A 16,899-nucleotide genomic window follows, 5' to 3' on the forward strand; every position below is an offset into this window, starting at 1 on the left:
CATGGTCACCAGCTCATTGATAAATCCGCAAGATTCTCTTTCGAGGCAGAACGAGAAACTGTTGCGCATCGCCGATGTTCTGATGCGCAACGTCGAACATGGCACTGCCCAGTCGGGCGAAGCCTATGCCCAGTTCGAACGCGCCGCCCTGCTCGAAGACCGGGTGCGCGAACGCACGCTGGAACTGGAACGCACGCTCAACCTGCTGCACGAGTCCAACGCCCAGCTTGGCCGCGCCCGCGATGAAACCGAGGCCGCGCGCCGCAATCTGGCCGATGCCATCGAAACCGTGTCCGAAGGCTTTGCGCTGTTCGATGGCGACGATCTTCTGGTCATGTCCAATTCGCGATTTTGCAGGGATTTTCGCGACAAGGTCAAGGATCTGCGCCCCGGTCTTCCGTTCAACAGCTATGTCGAACTGGTGAGCCGCTCGCGCCATCTTGCCCTGCCCGAGGGCATTTCCCCCGAGTCCTGGGCCGAGGATCGCATCCGCAAGCACACCGACCGGCGGGTGATGTTCAACGTCCGGCACGGGCCGGATCGCTGGTTGCAGGTGTCCGAACATCGCACCGCCAATGGCGGCACGGTGATCCTGCAGACCGACGTCACCGACATCATCCGGCTCGAACGGCAGGAACGGCTGAAGCTCAAGGACAAGCAGACCCGGATGATCCGCGCCACGCTGGATCATCTCGATCACGGGGTGTGCATCTTTGACGAAAACGCCCGGCTGGTGGCGTGGAACGAAAAGATCGGGACGTTGCTGAACCTTCCGGTACGCCGTCTGCACCTTGGCGCGTCGTTTTCCGGCCTGCTGGAGCTGGTCGATCAGACCTTTGCCTTTGGCGAGGGGCGCAGCCGCGAACGCTTTCGGCAATGGGCGTCGCGGCAGAGCCTGCGCGGCACCATCAGTTTCGAGCTGACGCGCGACGGCGGCGTGGTGTTGCAGGTCTTTGGCCGCGGTATGCCCGACGGAGGCTTCCTGTTTTCCTGCATGGATGTGACCGCCGAACGCGAGGCGGCGCGGCGGCTGACGCAGGTCAACGAGATGCTTGAGGCCCGCGTCATGGAGCGCACGCTTGAACTTGAGGATGCGCTGTCTGCCGCCGAACGGGCGAATGCGTCCAAGACGCGCTTCGTGGCGGCGGCAAGCCACGATCTGCTTCAGCCGCTGTCGGCGGCCAAGCTGTTCGTCTCGTCGCTGGCGGATCGCTGCACCGATCCTGCCGACCGCATGGTGCTGGACAAGACGGAATCGGCGCTGACCTCGGCCGAGCAGCTGATCGATGCCCTGCTCGACATCTCAAAGCTGGAATCCGACCGGCTGACCTTTGACATCCGGCCCGTGGCGCTGCGCGAGATCTTCGTGCGGCTGCGCGACGAGATGGAGGTTCTGGCTGCTCGCAAGGGGCTTAAACTGCGGATCATCGACAGCAATCTGGTGGTCGAGACCGACCCGTCCTACCTGCGCCGTGTGGTGCAGAACCTGATGGCCAACGCGATCCGCTACACTGATTCCGGGCGGGTTCTGGTCGGGGTGCGTCGCCGCGGCGGAACCGCCCGCATCGAGGTCTGGGACACCGGCCCCGGCATCGCCGAGGACGACCAGTCGGCAATCTTCGAGGAGTTCAAGCGGCTTGACACCCGCGCGTCGACCAATGACGGCTTGGGCCTCGGGCTGGCCATTGTCGAGCGTGCCTGCGCACGGCTGGGCCATCCGCTGGGCCTGTGGTCCGAACCGGGGCGCGGCTCGTGTTTCATGGTCAGTCTGCCGGTGCTGGGCGGCGCGCTGCCGGCGCGGCCGGTGTCGCAGGGCCCGGCGCGCCCGCAAGGGCTGGCGCAGGCCGGGCTGATCGTGCTGCTGGTCGAGAACGACCCGCAGCTGCGCCGCGCCATGTCGGTGCTGATGGAAAGCTGGGGGGTGAACGTGATCGAGGCGGAACACGCCGACGGGGCGATCGAGCTGCTTCTGGATCTAGAGATCACTCCCGACGCCTTGCTGCTGGATTACCAGCTTGGCTCGGGCATGTCAGGGACGCAGCTGTTCGGCGAGATCACCACGCGCTTTGGCCGCCTGCCCTGCGCCATCGTGTCGGCGGATCGCTCTTCGACCCTGCGCGAAGCCTGCGCGGCGCTGAACATCGACTTGCTGAACAAGCCGGTAGACCGGCACCGGCTTGGACGGTTCTTCGATGCGATCCTGCATAGCGGCGCGCCGGGCTGACCTTACCGCGCCCGGAACAACCCCCCGAGGATGCCGCGCACCAGCCGCTTGCCGGTGGTGCCGGAGAGCTCCTTCAGCACCGCCTGCCCCAATGCTTCGCCGATGGACCCGGGGGCGCTGTAGCGGCTGGATTTGCGTGAACCGGGCGCTGATGGCTGATAGCGGCGGGCGCGACTGTGCTCGCGCGGTTGGTCGGCTTCGGCATCGGCCTCGGACGCGGCGGCACTGGCGCGCGCCTTGAGCATCTCGTAAGCGGATTGCCGGTCGACATGCGCCTCGTAGCGCCCGGCAAGCGGAGAGGCCGCAATCGTTTCGGCGCGCTCCTGCGGCGTCACCGGGCCAAGCCGCGATGCGGGGGGGCGGATCAGCGTGCGCTCGACGATGCCGGGAATGCCCTTGACTTGCAGCATCGAGGTCACGGCTTCGCCGGTGCCAACGGTGCGGATGGCCTCTTCGGTATCGAAGGCGGGATTAGGGCGATAGGTTTCCGCCGCCAGTTTCAGGGCCTTGCGATCGCGCGCGGTAAAGGCGCGCAGGGCGTGCTGCACCCGGTTGCCAAGCTGGCCAAGGATATCATCGGGAATGTCATCCGGCGCCTGCGTGACAAAATACACCCCCACGCCTTTCGAACGGATCAGCCGCGCCACCTGCTCGACCTTGTCGATCAGCGCCTTGGGGGCACCGTCGAACAGCAGATGCGCCTCGTCAAAGAAGAACACCAGCTTGGGTTTGTCGGGGTTGCCGACCTCGGGCAGCTCTTCGAACAGCTCAGAGAGCAGCCACAGCAGGAAGGTCGCATAGAGCCTTGGGGCCTTCATCAGCACATCGGCGGCGAGGATGTTGACCTGCCCGCGGCCCTGCGCATCGTGGCGCATCAGATCCGCCAGATCCAGCGCTGGCTCGCCGAACAGCTGCGCGCCGCCTTCGTTTTCCAGCACCAGAAGCCGGCGCTGGATCGCGCCGACCGAGGCGGTCGAGACATTGCCATAGCGCAGCGACAGCGCCTTGGCGTTCTCGCCCACCGATGTCAGCAGCGCGCGCAGATCCTTGAGATCAAGCAGCGGCAGGCCGTCTTCGTCCGACAGGCGGAAGGCGATGTTCAGAACCCCTTCCTGCGCGTCGGACAGCTCGAGCAGGCGCGACAGCAGCAGCGGCCCCATCTCGGCGATGGTGGTGCGCACCGGGTGGCCCTGCACGCCGAAGATATCCCAGAACACCGTGGGGAAAGCGGCATAGGAAAAATCGTCAAAGCCGATGGTGGCGTTGCGCTCTGCAAAGGCGGCGTGATGCTTGCCGGTGGCTTGCCCCGCCCGCGACAGCCCGGCAAGATCGCCCTTCACATCTGCCAGAAAAACCGGCACGCCAGCGGCGCTGAATTCTTCGGCGAGGATCTGCAGTGTCACGGTCTTGCCGGTGCCCGTCGCGCCCGCGATCAGGCCGTGGCGATTTGCATAGTTGTTGAGCAGATACTGTTTCTCGCCGTAGCCCTTGCCACCGCCGCCTACAAAAACCCCTTGGTTCATTGACTGTCTCCACGCTCCGTACGGTGCTGACCATAGTTAATTAACCAATTGATGCCAGTATCAAACTCGCCCGAAGCAACATGTCCTCTCCTGCTTCGGGCAGACTTCCTCCCTGTCAGACTGGCCGCGCCCAATGGCGCGGTCTTTTTTTGTGCGACAGACGTCGCACGATAGTTACAAGTCTGTTGACCGGTGACGCAGAGTTTCGTAGCTTTCGCCCAATGACAAAGTCGGCCGGTCCGACAGGGAGCAAGGGGAAAGGGACCGAAAGGTCCCTTTTCTCGTCTTTACAACGGGGTGCAAGCTGCCTTCAGCGGCTCGCCATTCCGTGAAACCGGTATTTTCCTCCCTGACACCGCTACCGCAGCGTGCTACTCGATGCGGCAACCATGACCTGACATTCCAGGGGAGTTTACATGACCAGACCTCTTTCGCTTCTTTGGGCGCTGCCGCTTGCCCTGTCGCTTGCGGGCGTTCCGGCGCTTGCACAAGATTCCGCAACCCCGGCCGAGGATGCCGCGCCCATCGGCGGCGGCCTGTCGATCGGCGAGACCGAAGCCCCCGAGACCGCGGCGGGCGCCAAGCCCGAGACCTACATCAAGACAACCCACGGCGACTGGCAGATGCAATGTCTGCGCGTTCCCGAAGGCACCGATGCGGAAGATCCCTGCCAGATGTACCAGCTGCTCAAGGACGGCAATGGCGGCAACGTCGCCGAGGTCAGCCTGTTCCGCCTGCAGAATGGTGGTCAGGTCGCCGCCGGGGGCACCTTTGTTGTGCCGCTGGAAACGCTTCTGACGCAAAAGCTGTCGATCTCGGTCGATGGCGGTCAGCCGAAGCGCTATGATTTCTCGTTCTGCACCCAGGTCGGCTGCTATGCGCGCGTCGGGTTCACCGCCGAGGATGTGGCGAAGTTCAAGGCTGGCAATGCCGCCACGATCACCATCTCTCCGGCGATGGCTCCCGATCAGACGGTCGAGCTGTCTATGTCGCTGTCGGGCTTCACCGCCGCCATCGACGAGACCTCGCAACTGCGCCAGTAAGCGCGCCGAGATCTGTTCAAGGCCGCGCCGGATGCCCCGGCGCGGCCTTTTTCATGCGCGAAGCCCGTCCAGCACCGCCCATGCGGCGCGTTGACCGGGAGGCGGCCCGCCGCGCCCGAGTTTTTGCATCGTCCGCTCCATCGCCGCGCCCTGCGCATCTTTCGTGCCAAGGATACCCAGCAGCGCATCGCAGATCGGCCCCGGACGGCAGGCGTTGCCGATGAATTCCGGCACATCGCGCGTGTCTGACACGAGGTTCACCAACGTCACGGTATCGACCCGCAGCATCCGCCCGATGATCTGACGCGACAGCCAGCCCATGTCATAGGCGATGACCATCGGCGTATGGGTCGCGGCAAGTTCCAGCGACACCGTGCCAGAGGCGGCAAGCGCCACGTCCGCTGCCTTGAACGCGGCGCGCTTTTCCTCAAGCGCCCGCGCCCCCAGCGCGCGCGGATCAAGGATCAGCGGCGCGCCCGGCCAGCCTGAGCACATGTCCTGCACCATCTCGGCCACTGGCGCTGCGGCGGGAATGACAAGGCGCAGATCAGGGCGTGCGGCGTGCAACCGGGCGGCGACTTCGCCAAAGACCGGGGCAAGCCGCGACACCTCCGAGCGCCGCGAACCGGGCAGCATCAGCGCCAGCGGCGTCTGCCCGATCCCGTGGCGGGTGCGAAAGGCCGCGGCATCCTCGTCACTGGCAACGGGTTCGGTGACCACCGGATGCCCGACGAAATCACAGCGCATCCCAGCGGCCTCCATATAGGGCGGCTCGAACGGCAGCAGCGCCAGCACCTGATCGACGTGGCGCGCCATCTTGGCCGCGCGGCCCGGACGCCAGGCCCAGACCGTGGGGGCGACGTAATGCACGATGCGAATATCCGACGCCGCGCGCACCAGCTTGGCCACCCGCAGCGAGAACTCCGGAAGATCGACGGTGATCAGCACATCGGGGCGCGCCGCGATCACCGCATCGGCGGTCTGCCGGATGCGAGCCTTGAGCGCGCCGTACTGGCGCAGGATCTCGCTCACGCCCATGACGCTGATCTCGTCCATCGGGAACAGGCTTTGCAGGCCCTGCGCAGCCATCAGATCGCCGCCGATGCCGGTGAAGGTCACGTCAGGCACCATGGCGCGCAGCCCCTGCATCAGCGCCGCGCCAAGCCGGTCGCCCGAAGGTTCGCCAGCGGTGATGAAAACCTGCATCACGGTCTCTTTCTGATCCAGAGGAACTGTCCCGCCGCATCCAGCGCGGCCACGGTTGCCGGCAGATCCAGCACCATCACACCGCCAGCCGACAGCACGATCCCCGACAGCCCGGCCTTGCGGATCGCCTCGGCGGTGTGCGGCCCGATGACCGGCAGATCGGCGCGCCGGTCCTGCCCCGGCTTTTCCGCCTTGTAGAGAATGCCTTCGCCCAGGTCCGCTAGGCCTGAAAGCATCTGGTCGGTGCCGCTGTCGTCTTCGCGGGCGATCACCTCTTCGGCGCGAATGACACAGGCCTGGCCAAGATCCAGCGCCGCCTGCTCGGCGCTGATGTGATCGCCAAGCGCGGCCTCGGCCTCGACCAAGGGGCCGGGACGGGCGCGGGTCGGCACGCCGATGGGCGGCAGAAGCGCAGGCGCGGCCTCATGCGCGCCGATCACGGTGATGCCGGCGTCTTCAAAAATCGCGATGATCTCACGCAGGGCACCGTCATCACCCAGCGACAGCGCCTGCATCAGGCGTGGCACCAGCGGCAGCGTCGCCGCGTCGATGGCCGAGGCATCCACCGCAGGCCGCCGGATCGTGCCACACATGCACAGGCGGCGAATATCGCGCGCGACCAGCTGCTGTACCAGCGTGCCCAGCGTTTCCAGCCGAAAGGTCAGGTCCGGGTGCAGGTGCTCTGGCGCAAAGCCGTCCAGCGCGCAGATCAGCGGCCGGGTCTCGCAGGCATCCACCACCGCGCCGGGCAGATCGCCCAGCCCGGCAATCAGCGCAAGACGGCTCACGGCACGAGGAAGTGGCGGTCGCTCTCGCCAAGGATAAAGGTCACGATCTCGCGCACATAATCGCTCTGGGTTTCATCGCCAAGCCTGCGGGCACGGTCGGCAAAGGCGCCCTCGCCCTGCGCCAGCATCTGGAACGCGGCGCGCAGCGCGGTGATATCGGCGCGGCTGACACCCTTGCGCTTGAGCCCCACGAGGTTCAGCCCGTCGAGCTTGCCGCGCGGCGCCTGCACAAGGCCATGGGGGATCACGTCATTGGTCACCATGGTCACCGCGCCAATGATCGCCCCGCGCCCGATGCGCACCCATTGATGAACGCCTGACAGCCCGCCGACGATGACCTCGTCCTCGATGATACAATGCCCGGCCAGCGCAGAATTGTTCACAAGGATCACCCGGTCGCCGACCTGCACATCATGGGCGACATGACAACCGGCCATGAACAGCCCATCATCCCCAACACGGGTGACGCCGCCGCCGCCCTCGGTGCCGCAATTCATTGTGACATGTTCGCGAATGCGATTGCGCTTGCCGATTTCCAGCGAGGTCGTCTCGCCCCGGAATTTCAGATCCTGCGGGATCTCGCCCAACACAGCAAAGGGAAACACCACCGTGCCCTCGCCGATGCTGGTGCGCCCGGTCACGATAACATGGGATTTCAGCTCGACGTTTTCGGCCAGAACAACCTCGGGGCCGATATGGCAGAACGGGCCGATGCGGCAGCCCGCTCCGATCCGGGCGCCGTCTTCGACGATCGCGCCGGGATGGATCACGGGCTCGCTCATGTCGGCAGATCCATCATCGCGGTGAATTCCACCTCTGCGGCCATTTCGCCATCGACTTCGGCGCGGCCTTCGAATTTCCACACCTTGCCGCCGGGCTTGCCGCGCGTCGTGGTTACACTCATCCGCAGCTGATCGCCCGGAACCACCATGCGGCGGAACTTGCACTTGTCGATGGCCATGAAATAGACCTTGAGCTCCTTGTCGGCGAGATCGAGCGCCACGCCCACCATCACCGCCGAGGTCTGCGCCATCGCTTCGATGATGGTGACGCCGGGCATGATCGGCTTGCCGGGGAAATGCCCCTGAAAATGTGGCTCGTTCATCGTGACATTCTTGATGCCGACGGCGGATTTGATCCCGTCGATCTGTTCGACCCGGTCGACCAGCAAAAACGGGTAGCGGTGCGGCAGGATACGCTGGATCAGCTGGATATCCGCGGAGAGAAGCGTGTCGGTCATCTCGGGCCTTTTCCCTTCAAGTCAGGTGGTCCGTCCCTAGCAACCCACGTGCCAAGGGGCAAGCAAAGGCTAGTTGTCCGGGCTGTCCGGCAGGCCGGACTCTGCGCCATCGCCAATCGCAGCGTCGATGCGCGCGATCGCAAGACTGGTGATGTCGATGGCATCGGCCGACAGGAACACGCTGCGCTTGTCGAGCAACGCAGCCGCGCCTGTTTCCTGCATGATGTCGCCAAGCACCGGCTCGGCAAGGGCAAGGAACTGGCGGCGACTTTCCTCGGACAGGGTGCCAAGCGCGCGCGCCTTGGCATCCTGTTCCTGCCGCAAGGCCTGCACCTTCTGGTCGAACGCATCGGCCAGCTCGCGAAAACGTGCCTGCGGCAAGGTGGCCCGCTGCTCTGTCAGGCTGCGTTCTTCTTCGGTGAGTTCAGATTCGATGCGGCGGTTTTCAACGGCAATGGCGTTGCTTTCGGCCTCAAGCTCGGCGCCGATACGCTGGCCATAGGCGCTTTCGGAGAACAGCCGGTCGATCTCGATGGTCAGCACGGCGCTTTGCACGACATTGGGCTGATCGGCCCCTGTTTGCGCGGCGGTCTGGGCATGGGCTGCGGGGGAAAGCCCCGCAAGCCCGATCAAAACCGCCGCGCAATGTCTTGAAATCATATCAGAACTCGGTCGAGATCGCGAAGCTGAAGTTCTCTTCCTCGTCGTAGTCTTCTTTCTTGAGAGCTTTCGAAAAGTTCAGCCGGAGCGGACCAAGGATCGAATCCCACAGCACCGAAACGCCGATCACATGGCGCGCGCTGAAATCGGTATAGAGGATATCGTTCGTGGTTTTCGAGCTTGTCGAATCCGACAGCCCCCAGACCGAGCCAATGTCGTAGAACAAGCCCCCGGAGATGCCGTATTCCTCGGGCAGACCCAGCGGGAATTCCGCCTCGAAACGCGCGACAGCGAAGTTGTTGCCGCCCAGCGAGTCGTCGACATCGCTGCTTTCGTCGTATTCGCGTGGGCCGATGCCGCCGTATTCAAAGCCACGCATCGTGGTGTCGCTCAGCAGGAAGCGCGTGGTCACCCGGCTTTCGCCGCTGGTGTAATTCACGTTACCCGCCTCGAAGGACGCGCGCAGGGTGACTTCCTCGTTCCAGATCTTGGTCTGCGCGATGGCGCGCAGGTTGGTCTTGATGAAGGTGGTATCGCCCCCGACCCCGCCGAAATCCTGCCCGAATTCCAGCAAGACGCCCGCGTTCGGGTTCAGACCCGTACGGCGGCTGTCGTAGCTGTAGGTATAGCCGATCGAGCTTTCGAACTGTGCCGCCTCGTCCTCTTCAGCCGTGATCACCTGCCCGATCTCGTCCGAATCCGAGTCGGTGATCTCGTTGTAATCGTAGGTGTAGCGCAGCGACAGGCGCTGCTGATCCGACAGTGCAAAGCCGATGGACGGGCGGAAGGCCCCCTTGGCGGTGTCGTAGACCGAATAGTAGCTGTCGGTCTCGGTGTAGTTCAGCCCCAGACCGAACGACACGTCACGGCCAAGGAAATACGGTTCGGTGAAGTTGAAGCTGTAGGCTTGGCTCGAACTGGCGGTGTTGACGCCCAGCGACAGCTTCTGGCCGCGGCCAAGGAAGTTCTGCTCGCTGAACGAGATTGCCGCACCAAAGCCGCTGGACGTGGAATAAGACCCGCCAAAGCTGATCGCGCCGGTGGGCTTTTCCTCGACGTTGACGTCAACGACCACCTGCTGCGGGCTTGATCCCTCACGGGCATTGACCTCGGCGGTGGTGAAATAGCCAAGCGCCCGGATGCGCTCTGCCGCTTCGCGGATGGCGCGCGGGTTGAACGGATCGCCCTCGGCGGTGTCGAACTGGCGACGGATCACCCGGTCGAGCGTCGTGGTGTTGCCCTCGATGTCGATGCGTTCGACAAAGATCCGCTCGCCGCGGGTCAGCTGGAAAGTCACGTCAAGCGTCAGGTCGCGGTCGTTGCGGCTGATCTGCGGTTCGATCCGCACGAATTGCAGCCCCTCCTGCACGGTGAGCCGTTCGAGACGGGCGATCGCCGTGTCGATTGCGGAGGGCGAATAGGTCTGGCCCGGTTTGAGCTTCAGCGCCGAGGTGAATTTCGCAATATCGACCTCGGGCAGATCGGATTCGACCCTGACCGCGCCGACATCGAAGGACTGGCCTTCCTCGACGTTGAAGGTGACGAAATAGGCGTCGCGCTCTGCCGACAGTTCGGCATTCACCCCGGTGATGCGGAAATCGACATAGCCGCGCGAGGCGTAGAAATCCTGCAGCAACTGGCGGTCAAAGGCGATGCGGTCGGTGATGAACGTGTCCGAGCGGATCAGCGCCCGCAGCAGGCCAGCCTGCTTGGTTTCCAGCACCCGGCGAAGGCGGCCATCGGAATAGGCTTGGTTGCCGACAAAGCCGATGCGCTCGACCTCGGTCACGCCGCCTTCAAAGATCTCGTACACAAGATCGACGCGGTTGTCGGAGCGCTTGATCAGCTTGGGCGTCACCCGCGCCGAAATCCGGCCTTGCTGCACATAGGCATTGGCGATGGCGGCGGCGTCTTCCTCGGCGATGCGAGGGTTGTAGACGCGCCGACCCTGACTGCGCACCAGCGGCGCAAGGTCATCGTCCTTGATGCGGCTGTTGCCTTCGAAGGCGACGACATTGACGGTGGGATATTCGACAACCTTGATCACCAGCGTGCCGCCCTGCGGCAGGATCTCGACCGTCTCGAACAGGCCCGAGGCGACAATGCGCTGGTAGGCATCGTTCAGTTCTGCGGCGCTGACGGATTCACCGCGCGCAATGCCCGCATAGCTCAGGATGGTCCCGGCTTCGATCCGCTCATTGCCTTCGATCTGCACGTTGCCAAAGGCAAAGGTCTGCGCATCCGCAGCGTCTGGAAGCGCCGTCACGGCGACCGAAAAGGCAACCGACAGGGCCGCCAGCGATACGCCTTTTCTGAACCCATTCGAAAATTTGCGCATACCACGCAGGGGGGTTGCCCCTTCACGCCCGTAGGTCATGCCACCAATCCACTCCGCCGTATTTTTTTTACGTGAGTAAAGGCATCGGAAGGACGTGTCAAAACGTTAGAGAGGCGTTTGCCAATCGAAACGCGAACTGCGCCGTCCCTGCATCGGGTGGCGCAGTTCGCGGGCCTTACATCGAACCAAGCCAGGCGCCGAGAAACAGCGCAGCCGGAATGGCGATGACAAAAAGCAACCGGTCCGTGTTGAGGTTGAACAGCAGGTTGAGGCCGCGATATCCGCTCTGGATGGTTTGCATGAGCATAACCCCATCGTTGTTGGTGTCTGCTGCAATTATAGCAATAAAATAAGGCTGAATTCTGGCGTTCACGAAAAAAGGGGCGCCAGATGCGCCCCCTTTTGCAGATCCGTCGCGGCCAGAGTTACGGGCAGAACAGATCGTTGCTGAGCGCGAAAACCATCAGCCCCAGAATCAGCGCCAGCCCGATCGACATCGCGACATTCAGCGCGCGGTCCGACGGCGGCTTGCCGGTCACGGCTTCCCAAGCGTGGAACACAAGATGCCCGCCGTCGAGCACTGGCACCGGGAACAGGTTCAGCAGCCCGACCGCCGTCGAGAGCACCGCAATGAAGGTGATGAAGCTGGTGCCGCCCTGACTGGCCATCGCGCCCGAGGTCTGGGCAATGCCAATCGGTCCCGACAGGTTGCACGACGAGATATTGCCCGCGATCATGTGGCCCAGCCCAGACAGCGAGCCGGTGACGATGCCCCATGTGCGCTTGACCCCGCCCCATGCGGCCTCGGCGGGGTTCATCATGGTGGTGGCCGGGTGGAACGCCATGTCGCCGACGATGCCGATCCGGTACACCGCCTGAAACCCGCCATCGGGCAGCGGCTCGTCGGTGCGTTTCGGGGTCATCACCACGTCGAAGGTCTCGCCATCGCGCCAGATGGTCAGATCGACCGGTGCGCCTTCGGAGGCTTCGACCACCTCCTTGAGCTGGGAAAAGGCAAAGGCGCGTGTGCCGTTGATGTTGAGGATGGTGTCGCCCGGTTCGAGCCCGGCCTCATAGGCGGCAGAGCGTGGCACCACCTGACTGACCAGCGGCGGATAGACATAGGGCCCATCCACCACCATGCGCGCACCATCGCGTTCGACGGTGTAGGGCAGAACCGGCTGATAAGGCAGCGCCTTCATGAATTCGTCATAGGCTTCCGGGTCGTCAAAGCCCGGCAGCGGCTGACCGTCGATCTGCAAGATCACATCGCCGGTGCGCAACTCTTGCGCAATGGGCAGCGCGCGCAGCTCGCCCACCGCGAAGGGTTCGCTGACCTTGCCCTGAAAGGTGAACAGCAGCGTGAAGACAAGGATCGACAGCGCGAAGTTGAACATCGGACCGGCGGCCACCGTGGCCGACCGCGCCCAAAGCGGCGCACCGTTCATGGTGTGGCGCAATTCCTCATCGCTCATGCCGGCCAAGGCATCTTCGTCGGCCCCGCCCGAGGCATTGGAATCGCCGCGAAATTTCACGTAACCGCCAAAGGGAAGCGCCGCGACCTGCCATCTGGTGCCCCGCTTGTCCACGCGCGACCAGATCACCGGCCCGAAGCCAATCGAGAACACATCTGCCTCGATGCCCGTCCAGCGTCCGACGATGTAATGGCCGTATTCATGGATCGCGACGATCACCGACAAGGCGATCACGAAGAAGACAAGGGTGAACAGCAGCCCCCCGAAGTCCGAGCTCATCTGCGCGATGTCCAAAAGTCCTGCCCCTTTTTCTTAGTTTTGCAGCATGATCATGTCGGCGGTCTCCCGGGCGAGATGGTCAACCGCACGCACGTTATCAAGGCTCATCCCGGCGTGAATGAGGCCGTTTTGCGCCGAAACACGATTCAGTGTTTGTTCGACGACATGCGCCATGCCAGTAAAGCCGATCCGTTTTGCGATAAACGCATCCAGCGCGCGCTCCTTGGCGGCGTTGAACACCGCGCCCGACAGTCCGCCCTCGGCCATCACCTCGCGGGCGAGGCGCAGCGCCGGCCAGCGGGTCTCGCAGGCGGCGCGAAAGGTCAGCGCGCCAAGCTTGACAAGGTCGAGCCGTTCGACCGGCAACGCCCGGCGCGCCGGATGGTGCAGGGCATAGCCGATAGCGTGGCGCATGTCGGGTGGGCCGACATGCGCCATCAACGCGCCGTCGTTGAACCCGACCAGCGCGTGTATCATGGATTCCGGGTGCACCACGACCTCGATCAGGCTTGGATCTATGTCAAAGAACTCTTTTGTTTCAATGACCTCCAGCGCCTTGTTGAACATCGACGCGGAATCGATGGTGATGCGCTGGCCCATGTCCCAATTGGGGTGGGTCGCGGCCTGTTCGGGGGTTGCGCTGGCCAGCCGGTCCAGCGGCCAATCCCGAAACGCCCCGCCACTGGCGGTGATGATCACCCGCTCGACGGCGGCAAGATCCTCGCCCACCAGCGCCTGAAACACCGCGCTGTGCTCGCTGTCGACGGGCAGGACGGCAGCACCATGGGCGCGCGCGGTCTGCATCACCAGCGGCCCGGCGCAGACCATGCTTTCCTTGTTGGCCAGCGCCAGCGTCGCCCCGGTCTTCAGCGCCTCGAGCCCCGGCGCAAGCCCGGCCGCGCCAACAATCGCCGACATCACCCAGTCGGCGGGCCGCTGCGCCGCCTCGATCAGCGCGGTCTCGCCCGCGGCGGTCTCGATGCCGGTTCCGGCAAGAAGCTCGCGCAGCTCGGCAAGGCAGGTCTCATCGGCGCACACGGCGATCTGCGCGCCCAGCTTGCGCGCATCATGCGCCAACTGCACGACATTGCGCCCACCGCTCAGCGCCACGATGTCATAGGCATCGGGCTCGCGGGCAATCAGATCGATGGTGTTCTGTCCGATCGAGCCGGTGGCTCCGAAGATCGAAATGCGTCTCATTCAAGCCCCGGCGGGAAATCCACGATCTGTCCTGCGATCAGCAGGAACAGCGCTGCGCCCAGCATCCCGTCGAACCGGTCGAGCAGCCCGCCGTGGCCCGGCAACAGGTTCGAGCTGTCCTTGACCCCTGCCCGGCGCTTGACGGTGCTTTCCGCCATGTCGCCGATCTGGCTGGCCATGGAAATCGCGATAGACACCCCCATGAGGCCGACACCGGCGCGAGTCGTGCCAGCAAAGACCAGCCCGACGATCCCGGCCCCGATCCAGCCCGCAACAGCGCCCGACCATGTTTTCTTGGGCGAAACGCGCGGCCACAGCTTCGGCCCGCCGATCATCCGCCCGGCGAAATAGCCCCCCACATCGGTGATCACCACCACGCAGACCAGCCACAACATCCAGACCAGACCGAAATCGGCGCGCAGCTTCATGAAGCCATAGCCCGCCAGCAGGATCAGCGCGGTAAACACCGCATAGGTCACGCCGCCCCGCTCCATCCGGCCAAAGCCCGCCATCGAGGGCAGCAGCAGCAGCGGCAGCGCGAAAGCTGGCGGCAGGTAGGCGGTGGCCAGCGCGCAGACCCCGGCGACGATGGCCAGCAAGGGCGCCGACTTGTCGCGCGCGGTGTCCACCATGCGCACCAGTTCCCACACCATCAGGCCACAGGCCAGCGAGATGACGGCGCGCCACACAAAGCCGCCGATCCAGACCGCGACCAGCGCAACCCCGATCAGCACGGCGGCCGAGATCACCCTCGGGCGCAGATCCGTCCAGCGCGATGCGCTCATGCCTTTACTCCTCCGTAGCGGCGTTCGCGGGTGCCATAGGCATTGACGAGCCGCGAAAATTCCTCGGCCCCGAAATCGGGCCACAGGGTATCGATGAACTCGTATTCGGCATAGGCCGATTGCCACAGAAGGAAATTCGAGATCCGCGCCTCGCCGCTGGTGCGGATCACCAGATCGGGGTCGGGCAGCACGCAGGTATCAAGGTATTTCGGCAGCGTTTCCTCGTTCACCTCGTTGGGATCGAGCTTGCCCGCCGCAACGTCCTGGGCAAGGCGCTTGGTCGCGCGCGCGACCTCGTCGCGGCCGCCGTAGTTGATGGCGATGGTCAGGTTGACCCCGGTGCAGTTCGAGGTCAGCAGTTCAAGCTCGTCCATCAGCTTGATCAGCTTATTGTCCAGCTTGACCCGGTCACCGATGAAGCGCACCTGCACGTTCTCTTCCTTGAGTCCGCGGGCTTCCTTGGTGATGTAGCGCCGGAACAGGCTCATCAGCCCGGCCACCTCGGATTGGGTGCGCTTCCAGTTCTCGGTCGAAAAGGCGAAAATCGTCAGGTATTTGACCCCGACATCCGGGCAAGCCTCGACGATCTCGCGCACCCGCTTGGCGCCAGCATGGTGGCCAAAGAGCCGTGGCCGGCCCCGGCGTTGCGCCCATCGGCCGTTGCCGTCCATGATGACGGCAACGTGGCGCGGTCCGGCGCCATCGCGGATCGGCTTGGGCATGCGACTGGCCCCTCCTTCGGGTGTCATGCAGGTCTTCAGACCTGCATGATTTCTTCCTGCTTGGTCTCGAGCGCGGCGTCCACCTTCTTGATGTAGGTGTCTGTCAGGTCCTGCACTTCGGATTCCCAGAACTTCTGGTCGTCCTCGGCCAGACCGTCGGCCTTGGCCTTCTTGATCCGGTCCATGCCTTCACGGCGCACATTGCGCACAGAGACCCGCGCGCTTTCGGCGTAATGCCCTGCAACCTTGGTCAGCTCGCGGCGGCGTTCCTCGTTCAGCTCGGGAATCGGCAGCATGATGATCGTGCCGTTCATCTGCGGATTGATCCCCAGACCCGACTCGCGGATCGCCTTTTCGACCTTGTTCACAAGGCCCTTGTCCCAGACGTTGATGGTGACCATGCGCGGCTCGGGCACGTTGACGGTGCCGACCTGGTTGATCGGCGTCATCTGCCCATAGGCATCAACCTGAACCGGTTCAAGCATCGAGGCAGAAGCCCGCCCGGTGCGAAGCGATGCGAATTCCGTGCGCAGGTTTGCAATGGCGCCATCCATGCGACGCTTGAGGTCGTCGGTATCGAGTTCGAAATCTTCTGACATGATTGGTCTGCCCGCTCAGGTGTTTGTCTTTCGTCGCGCTTTCTAAGGCAGGACGTAACGGATGTATAGCCACTAGCCGGGGGTGCGCTTGAACTCCGTCCCGCGCGGGAATACCGTCGCACCGGTTCGCGACACAAAGGAGAGCCCGCTTGGCGCGCCCCGACACCAAATTCGTCGTCATCGGCCTTGGCGCCTTTGGCACCACCGTCGCCCAGGAACTGCTGCGGTTCGGCAATCACGTGATGGGAATCGATGCCAACGAAAAGCTGGTGTCGCGGCTGGCCGACACGCTGACCTCTTCGGCGATTCTCGACAGCACCGACGAGGCCGCCCTGCGCGAGGCCGGTGTCGACCGCTACGGCGCCGCGCTGGTGGCCATTGGCACAAATATCGAGGCCTCGATCCTCACGACCATGAACCTGAAGCTGCTCGGGCTCAAGACGATCTGGGTCAAGGCGATGAACCGCCCCCACCACCGGATCCTGTCCAAGCTCGGCGTCGACCGGGTTATCCTTCCCGAACAGGAGATGGGGCGCCACACCGCGCAGATGCTCAACAACCCGTCGATTCAGGATTACATGACCCTTGGCAATGGTTACAGCGTGGTCAACGTGGTGCTGCCCGAACGGTACGACGGAGTCAGCGCCGCAAAGCTGCGCATCACCGCGGAGCGCGGACTGCGCTTGCTGGGCATGATGCGCGGCACCGAATTCATTCCTTGCGAAGACCCCGACCGCCCGATGAAATGCGATGACCGGCTGGTCATCCTTGGTAAGCGTGCTGATCTGCGCGCCTTTGGCGATGCTCTCTGAAGACC

Annotated in this window: 16 protein-coding genes; 3 read left to right on the plus strand and 13 right to left on the minus strand. The window is 64.0% G+C overall.

Annotated features, from left to right (window positions below):
* The first annotated feature begins 61 nt into the window (after nucleotides 1-61).
* The gene (locus Q4543_RS03595) at nucleotides 62-2,224 is read left to right on the plus strand and encodes a PAS-domain containing protein (RefSeq protein WP_303436387.1); all 2,163 of its coding nucleotides are present in this window, start codon (nucleotides 62-64) and stop codon (nucleotides 2,222-2,224) included.
* A gap of 2 nt (nucleotides 2,225-2,226) precedes the next feature.
* Here the strand turns inward: Q4543_RS03595 and Q4543_RS03600 are convergent, their stop codons facing one another.
* Nucleotides 2,227-3,747: a helicase HerA-like domain-containing protein gene (locus Q4543_RS03600; protein WP_303436388.1), complete on the minus strand. Its 1,521-nt coding sequence runs from the start codon at nucleotides 3,745-3,747 to the stop codon at nucleotides 2,227-2,229.
* 416 nt (nucleotides 3,748-4,163) lie between these two features.
* On the opposite strand from Q4543_RS03600, the gene Q4543_RS03605 reads away from it, so the two are divergent.
* Nucleotides 4,164-4,790, plus strand: coding sequence for an invasion associated locus B family protein (locus tag Q4543_RS03605; RefSeq protein WP_303436389.1), 627 nt, complete (start codon nucleotides 4,164-4,166; stop codon nucleotides 4,788-4,790).
* 51 nt (nucleotides 4,791-4,841) lie between these two features.
* On the opposite strand, the gene lpxB is transcribed toward Q4543_RS03605, so the two are convergent.
* The 12 genes from lpxB to frr all read right to left on the minus strand — a co-directional run bounded on the left by lpxB (nucleotide 4,842) and on the right by frr (nucleotide 16,082).
* Nucleotides 4,842-5,996: a lipid-A-disaccharide synthase gene (gene lpxB / locus Q4543_RS03610; RefSeq protein WP_303436390.1), complete on the minus strand. Its 1,155-nt coding sequence runs from the start codon at nucleotides 5,994-5,996 to the stop codon at nucleotides 4,842-4,844.
* Nucleotides 5,996-6,784 (minus strand): LpxI family protein, encoded by a 789-nt coding sequence (locus Q4543_RS03615; protein ID WP_303436391.1) that lies wholly within the window; start codon nucleotides 6,782-6,784, stop codon nucleotides 5,996-5,998. The genes lpxB and Q4543_RS03615 overlap by 1 nt, the downstream gene beginning before the upstream one ends.
* Nucleotides 6,781-7,566, minus strand: coding sequence for an acyl-ACP--UDP-N-acetylglucosamine O-acyltransferase (gene lpxA / locus Q4543_RS03620; RefSeq protein ID WP_216004831.1), 786 nt, complete (start codon nucleotides 7,564-7,566; stop codon nucleotides 6,781-6,783). Before lpxA ends, Q4543_RS03615 begins: the two co-directional genes overlap by 4 nt.
* The gene (fabZ, locus tag Q4543_RS03625) at nucleotides 7,563-8,024 is read right to left on the minus strand and encodes a 3-hydroxyacyl-ACP dehydratase FabZ (RefSeq protein WP_216004830.1); all 462 of its coding nucleotides are present in this window, start codon (nucleotides 8,022-8,024) and stop codon (nucleotides 7,563-7,565) included. The genes lpxA and fabZ overlap by 4 nt, the downstream gene beginning before the upstream one ends.
* Nucleotides 8,025-8,093: 69 nt before the next feature.
* The gene (locus tag Q4543_RS03630; RefSeq protein WP_303436392.1) at nucleotides 8,094-8,684 is read right to left on the minus strand and encodes an OmpH family outer membrane protein; all 591 of its coding nucleotides are present in this window, start codon (nucleotides 8,682-8,684) and stop codon (nucleotides 8,094-8,096) included.
* A 1-nt stretch (nucleotide 8,685) separates the two neighbouring features.
* Nucleotides 8,686-11,061 carry an outer membrane protein assembly factor BamA gene (bamA, locus tag Q4543_RS03635; RefSeq protein ID WP_303436394.1) on the minus strand — a complete coding sequence of 792 codons (2,376 nt, stop codon included), beginning with the start codon at nucleotides 11,059-11,061 and terminating at the stop codon, nucleotides 8,686-8,688.
* 136 nt (nucleotides 11,062-11,197) lie between these two features.
* The gene (locus Q4543_RS03640; RefSeq protein ID WP_303436395.1) at nucleotides 11,198-11,323 is read right to left on the minus strand and encodes a hypothetical protein; all 126 of its coding nucleotides are present in this window, start codon (nucleotides 11,321-11,323) and stop codon (nucleotides 11,198-11,200) included.
* Between the two features lie 124 nt (nucleotides 11,324-11,447).
* Nucleotides 11,448-12,776, minus strand: coding sequence for an RIP metalloprotease RseP (rseP, locus tag Q4543_RS03645; protein ID WP_303436396.1), 1,329 nt, complete (start codon nucleotides 12,774-12,776; stop codon nucleotides 11,448-11,450).
* Nucleotides 12,777-12,809: 33 nt separating this feature from the next.
* Nucleotides 12,810-13,976 (minus strand): 1-deoxy-D-xylulose-5-phosphate reductoisomerase, encoded by a 1,167-nt coding sequence (dxr, locus tag Q4543_RS03650; RefSeq protein WP_303436397.1) that lies wholly within the window; start codon nucleotides 13,974-13,976, stop codon nucleotides 12,810-12,812.
* A complete protein-coding gene (locus Q4543_RS03655) occupies nucleotides 13,973-14,761 on the minus strand; it encodes a phosphatidate cytidylyltransferase (RefSeq protein ID WP_303436398.1) in 789 nt (262 codons plus the stop codon). The genes dxr and Q4543_RS03655 overlap by 4 nt, the downstream gene beginning before the upstream one ends.
* A complete protein-coding gene (locus Q4543_RS03660) occupies nucleotides 14,758-15,483 on the minus strand; it encodes an isoprenyl transferase (RefSeq protein ID WP_303436399.1) in 726 nt (241 codons plus the stop codon). Before Q4543_RS03660 ends, Q4543_RS03655 begins: the two co-directional genes overlap by 4 nt.
* 35 nt (nucleotides 15,484-15,518) lie before the next feature.
* On the minus strand, nucleotides 15,519-16,082 hold the full coding sequence (gene frr / locus Q4543_RS03665; protein ID WP_216004823.1) for a ribosome recycling factor: 564 nt from the start codon (nucleotides 16,080-16,082) through the stop codon (nucleotides 15,519-15,521).
* 149 nt (nucleotides 16,083-16,231) lie between these two features.
* Between frr and Q4543_RS03670 the strand changes: the two genes are divergently transcribed.
* Nucleotides 16,232-16,894, plus strand: coding sequence for a TrkA family potassium uptake protein (locus Q4543_RS03670; RefSeq protein WP_303436400.1), 663 nt, complete (start codon nucleotides 16,232-16,234; stop codon nucleotides 16,892-16,894).
* Nucleotides 16,895-16,899 lie beyond the last annotated feature (5 nt).

The organism is Salipiger sp. 1_MG-2023 (assembly GCF_030547555.1).
In the GTDB taxonomy this organism is placed as follows: Bacteria; Pseudomonadota; Alphaproteobacteria; order Rhodobacterales; family Rhodobacteraceae; genus Salipiger.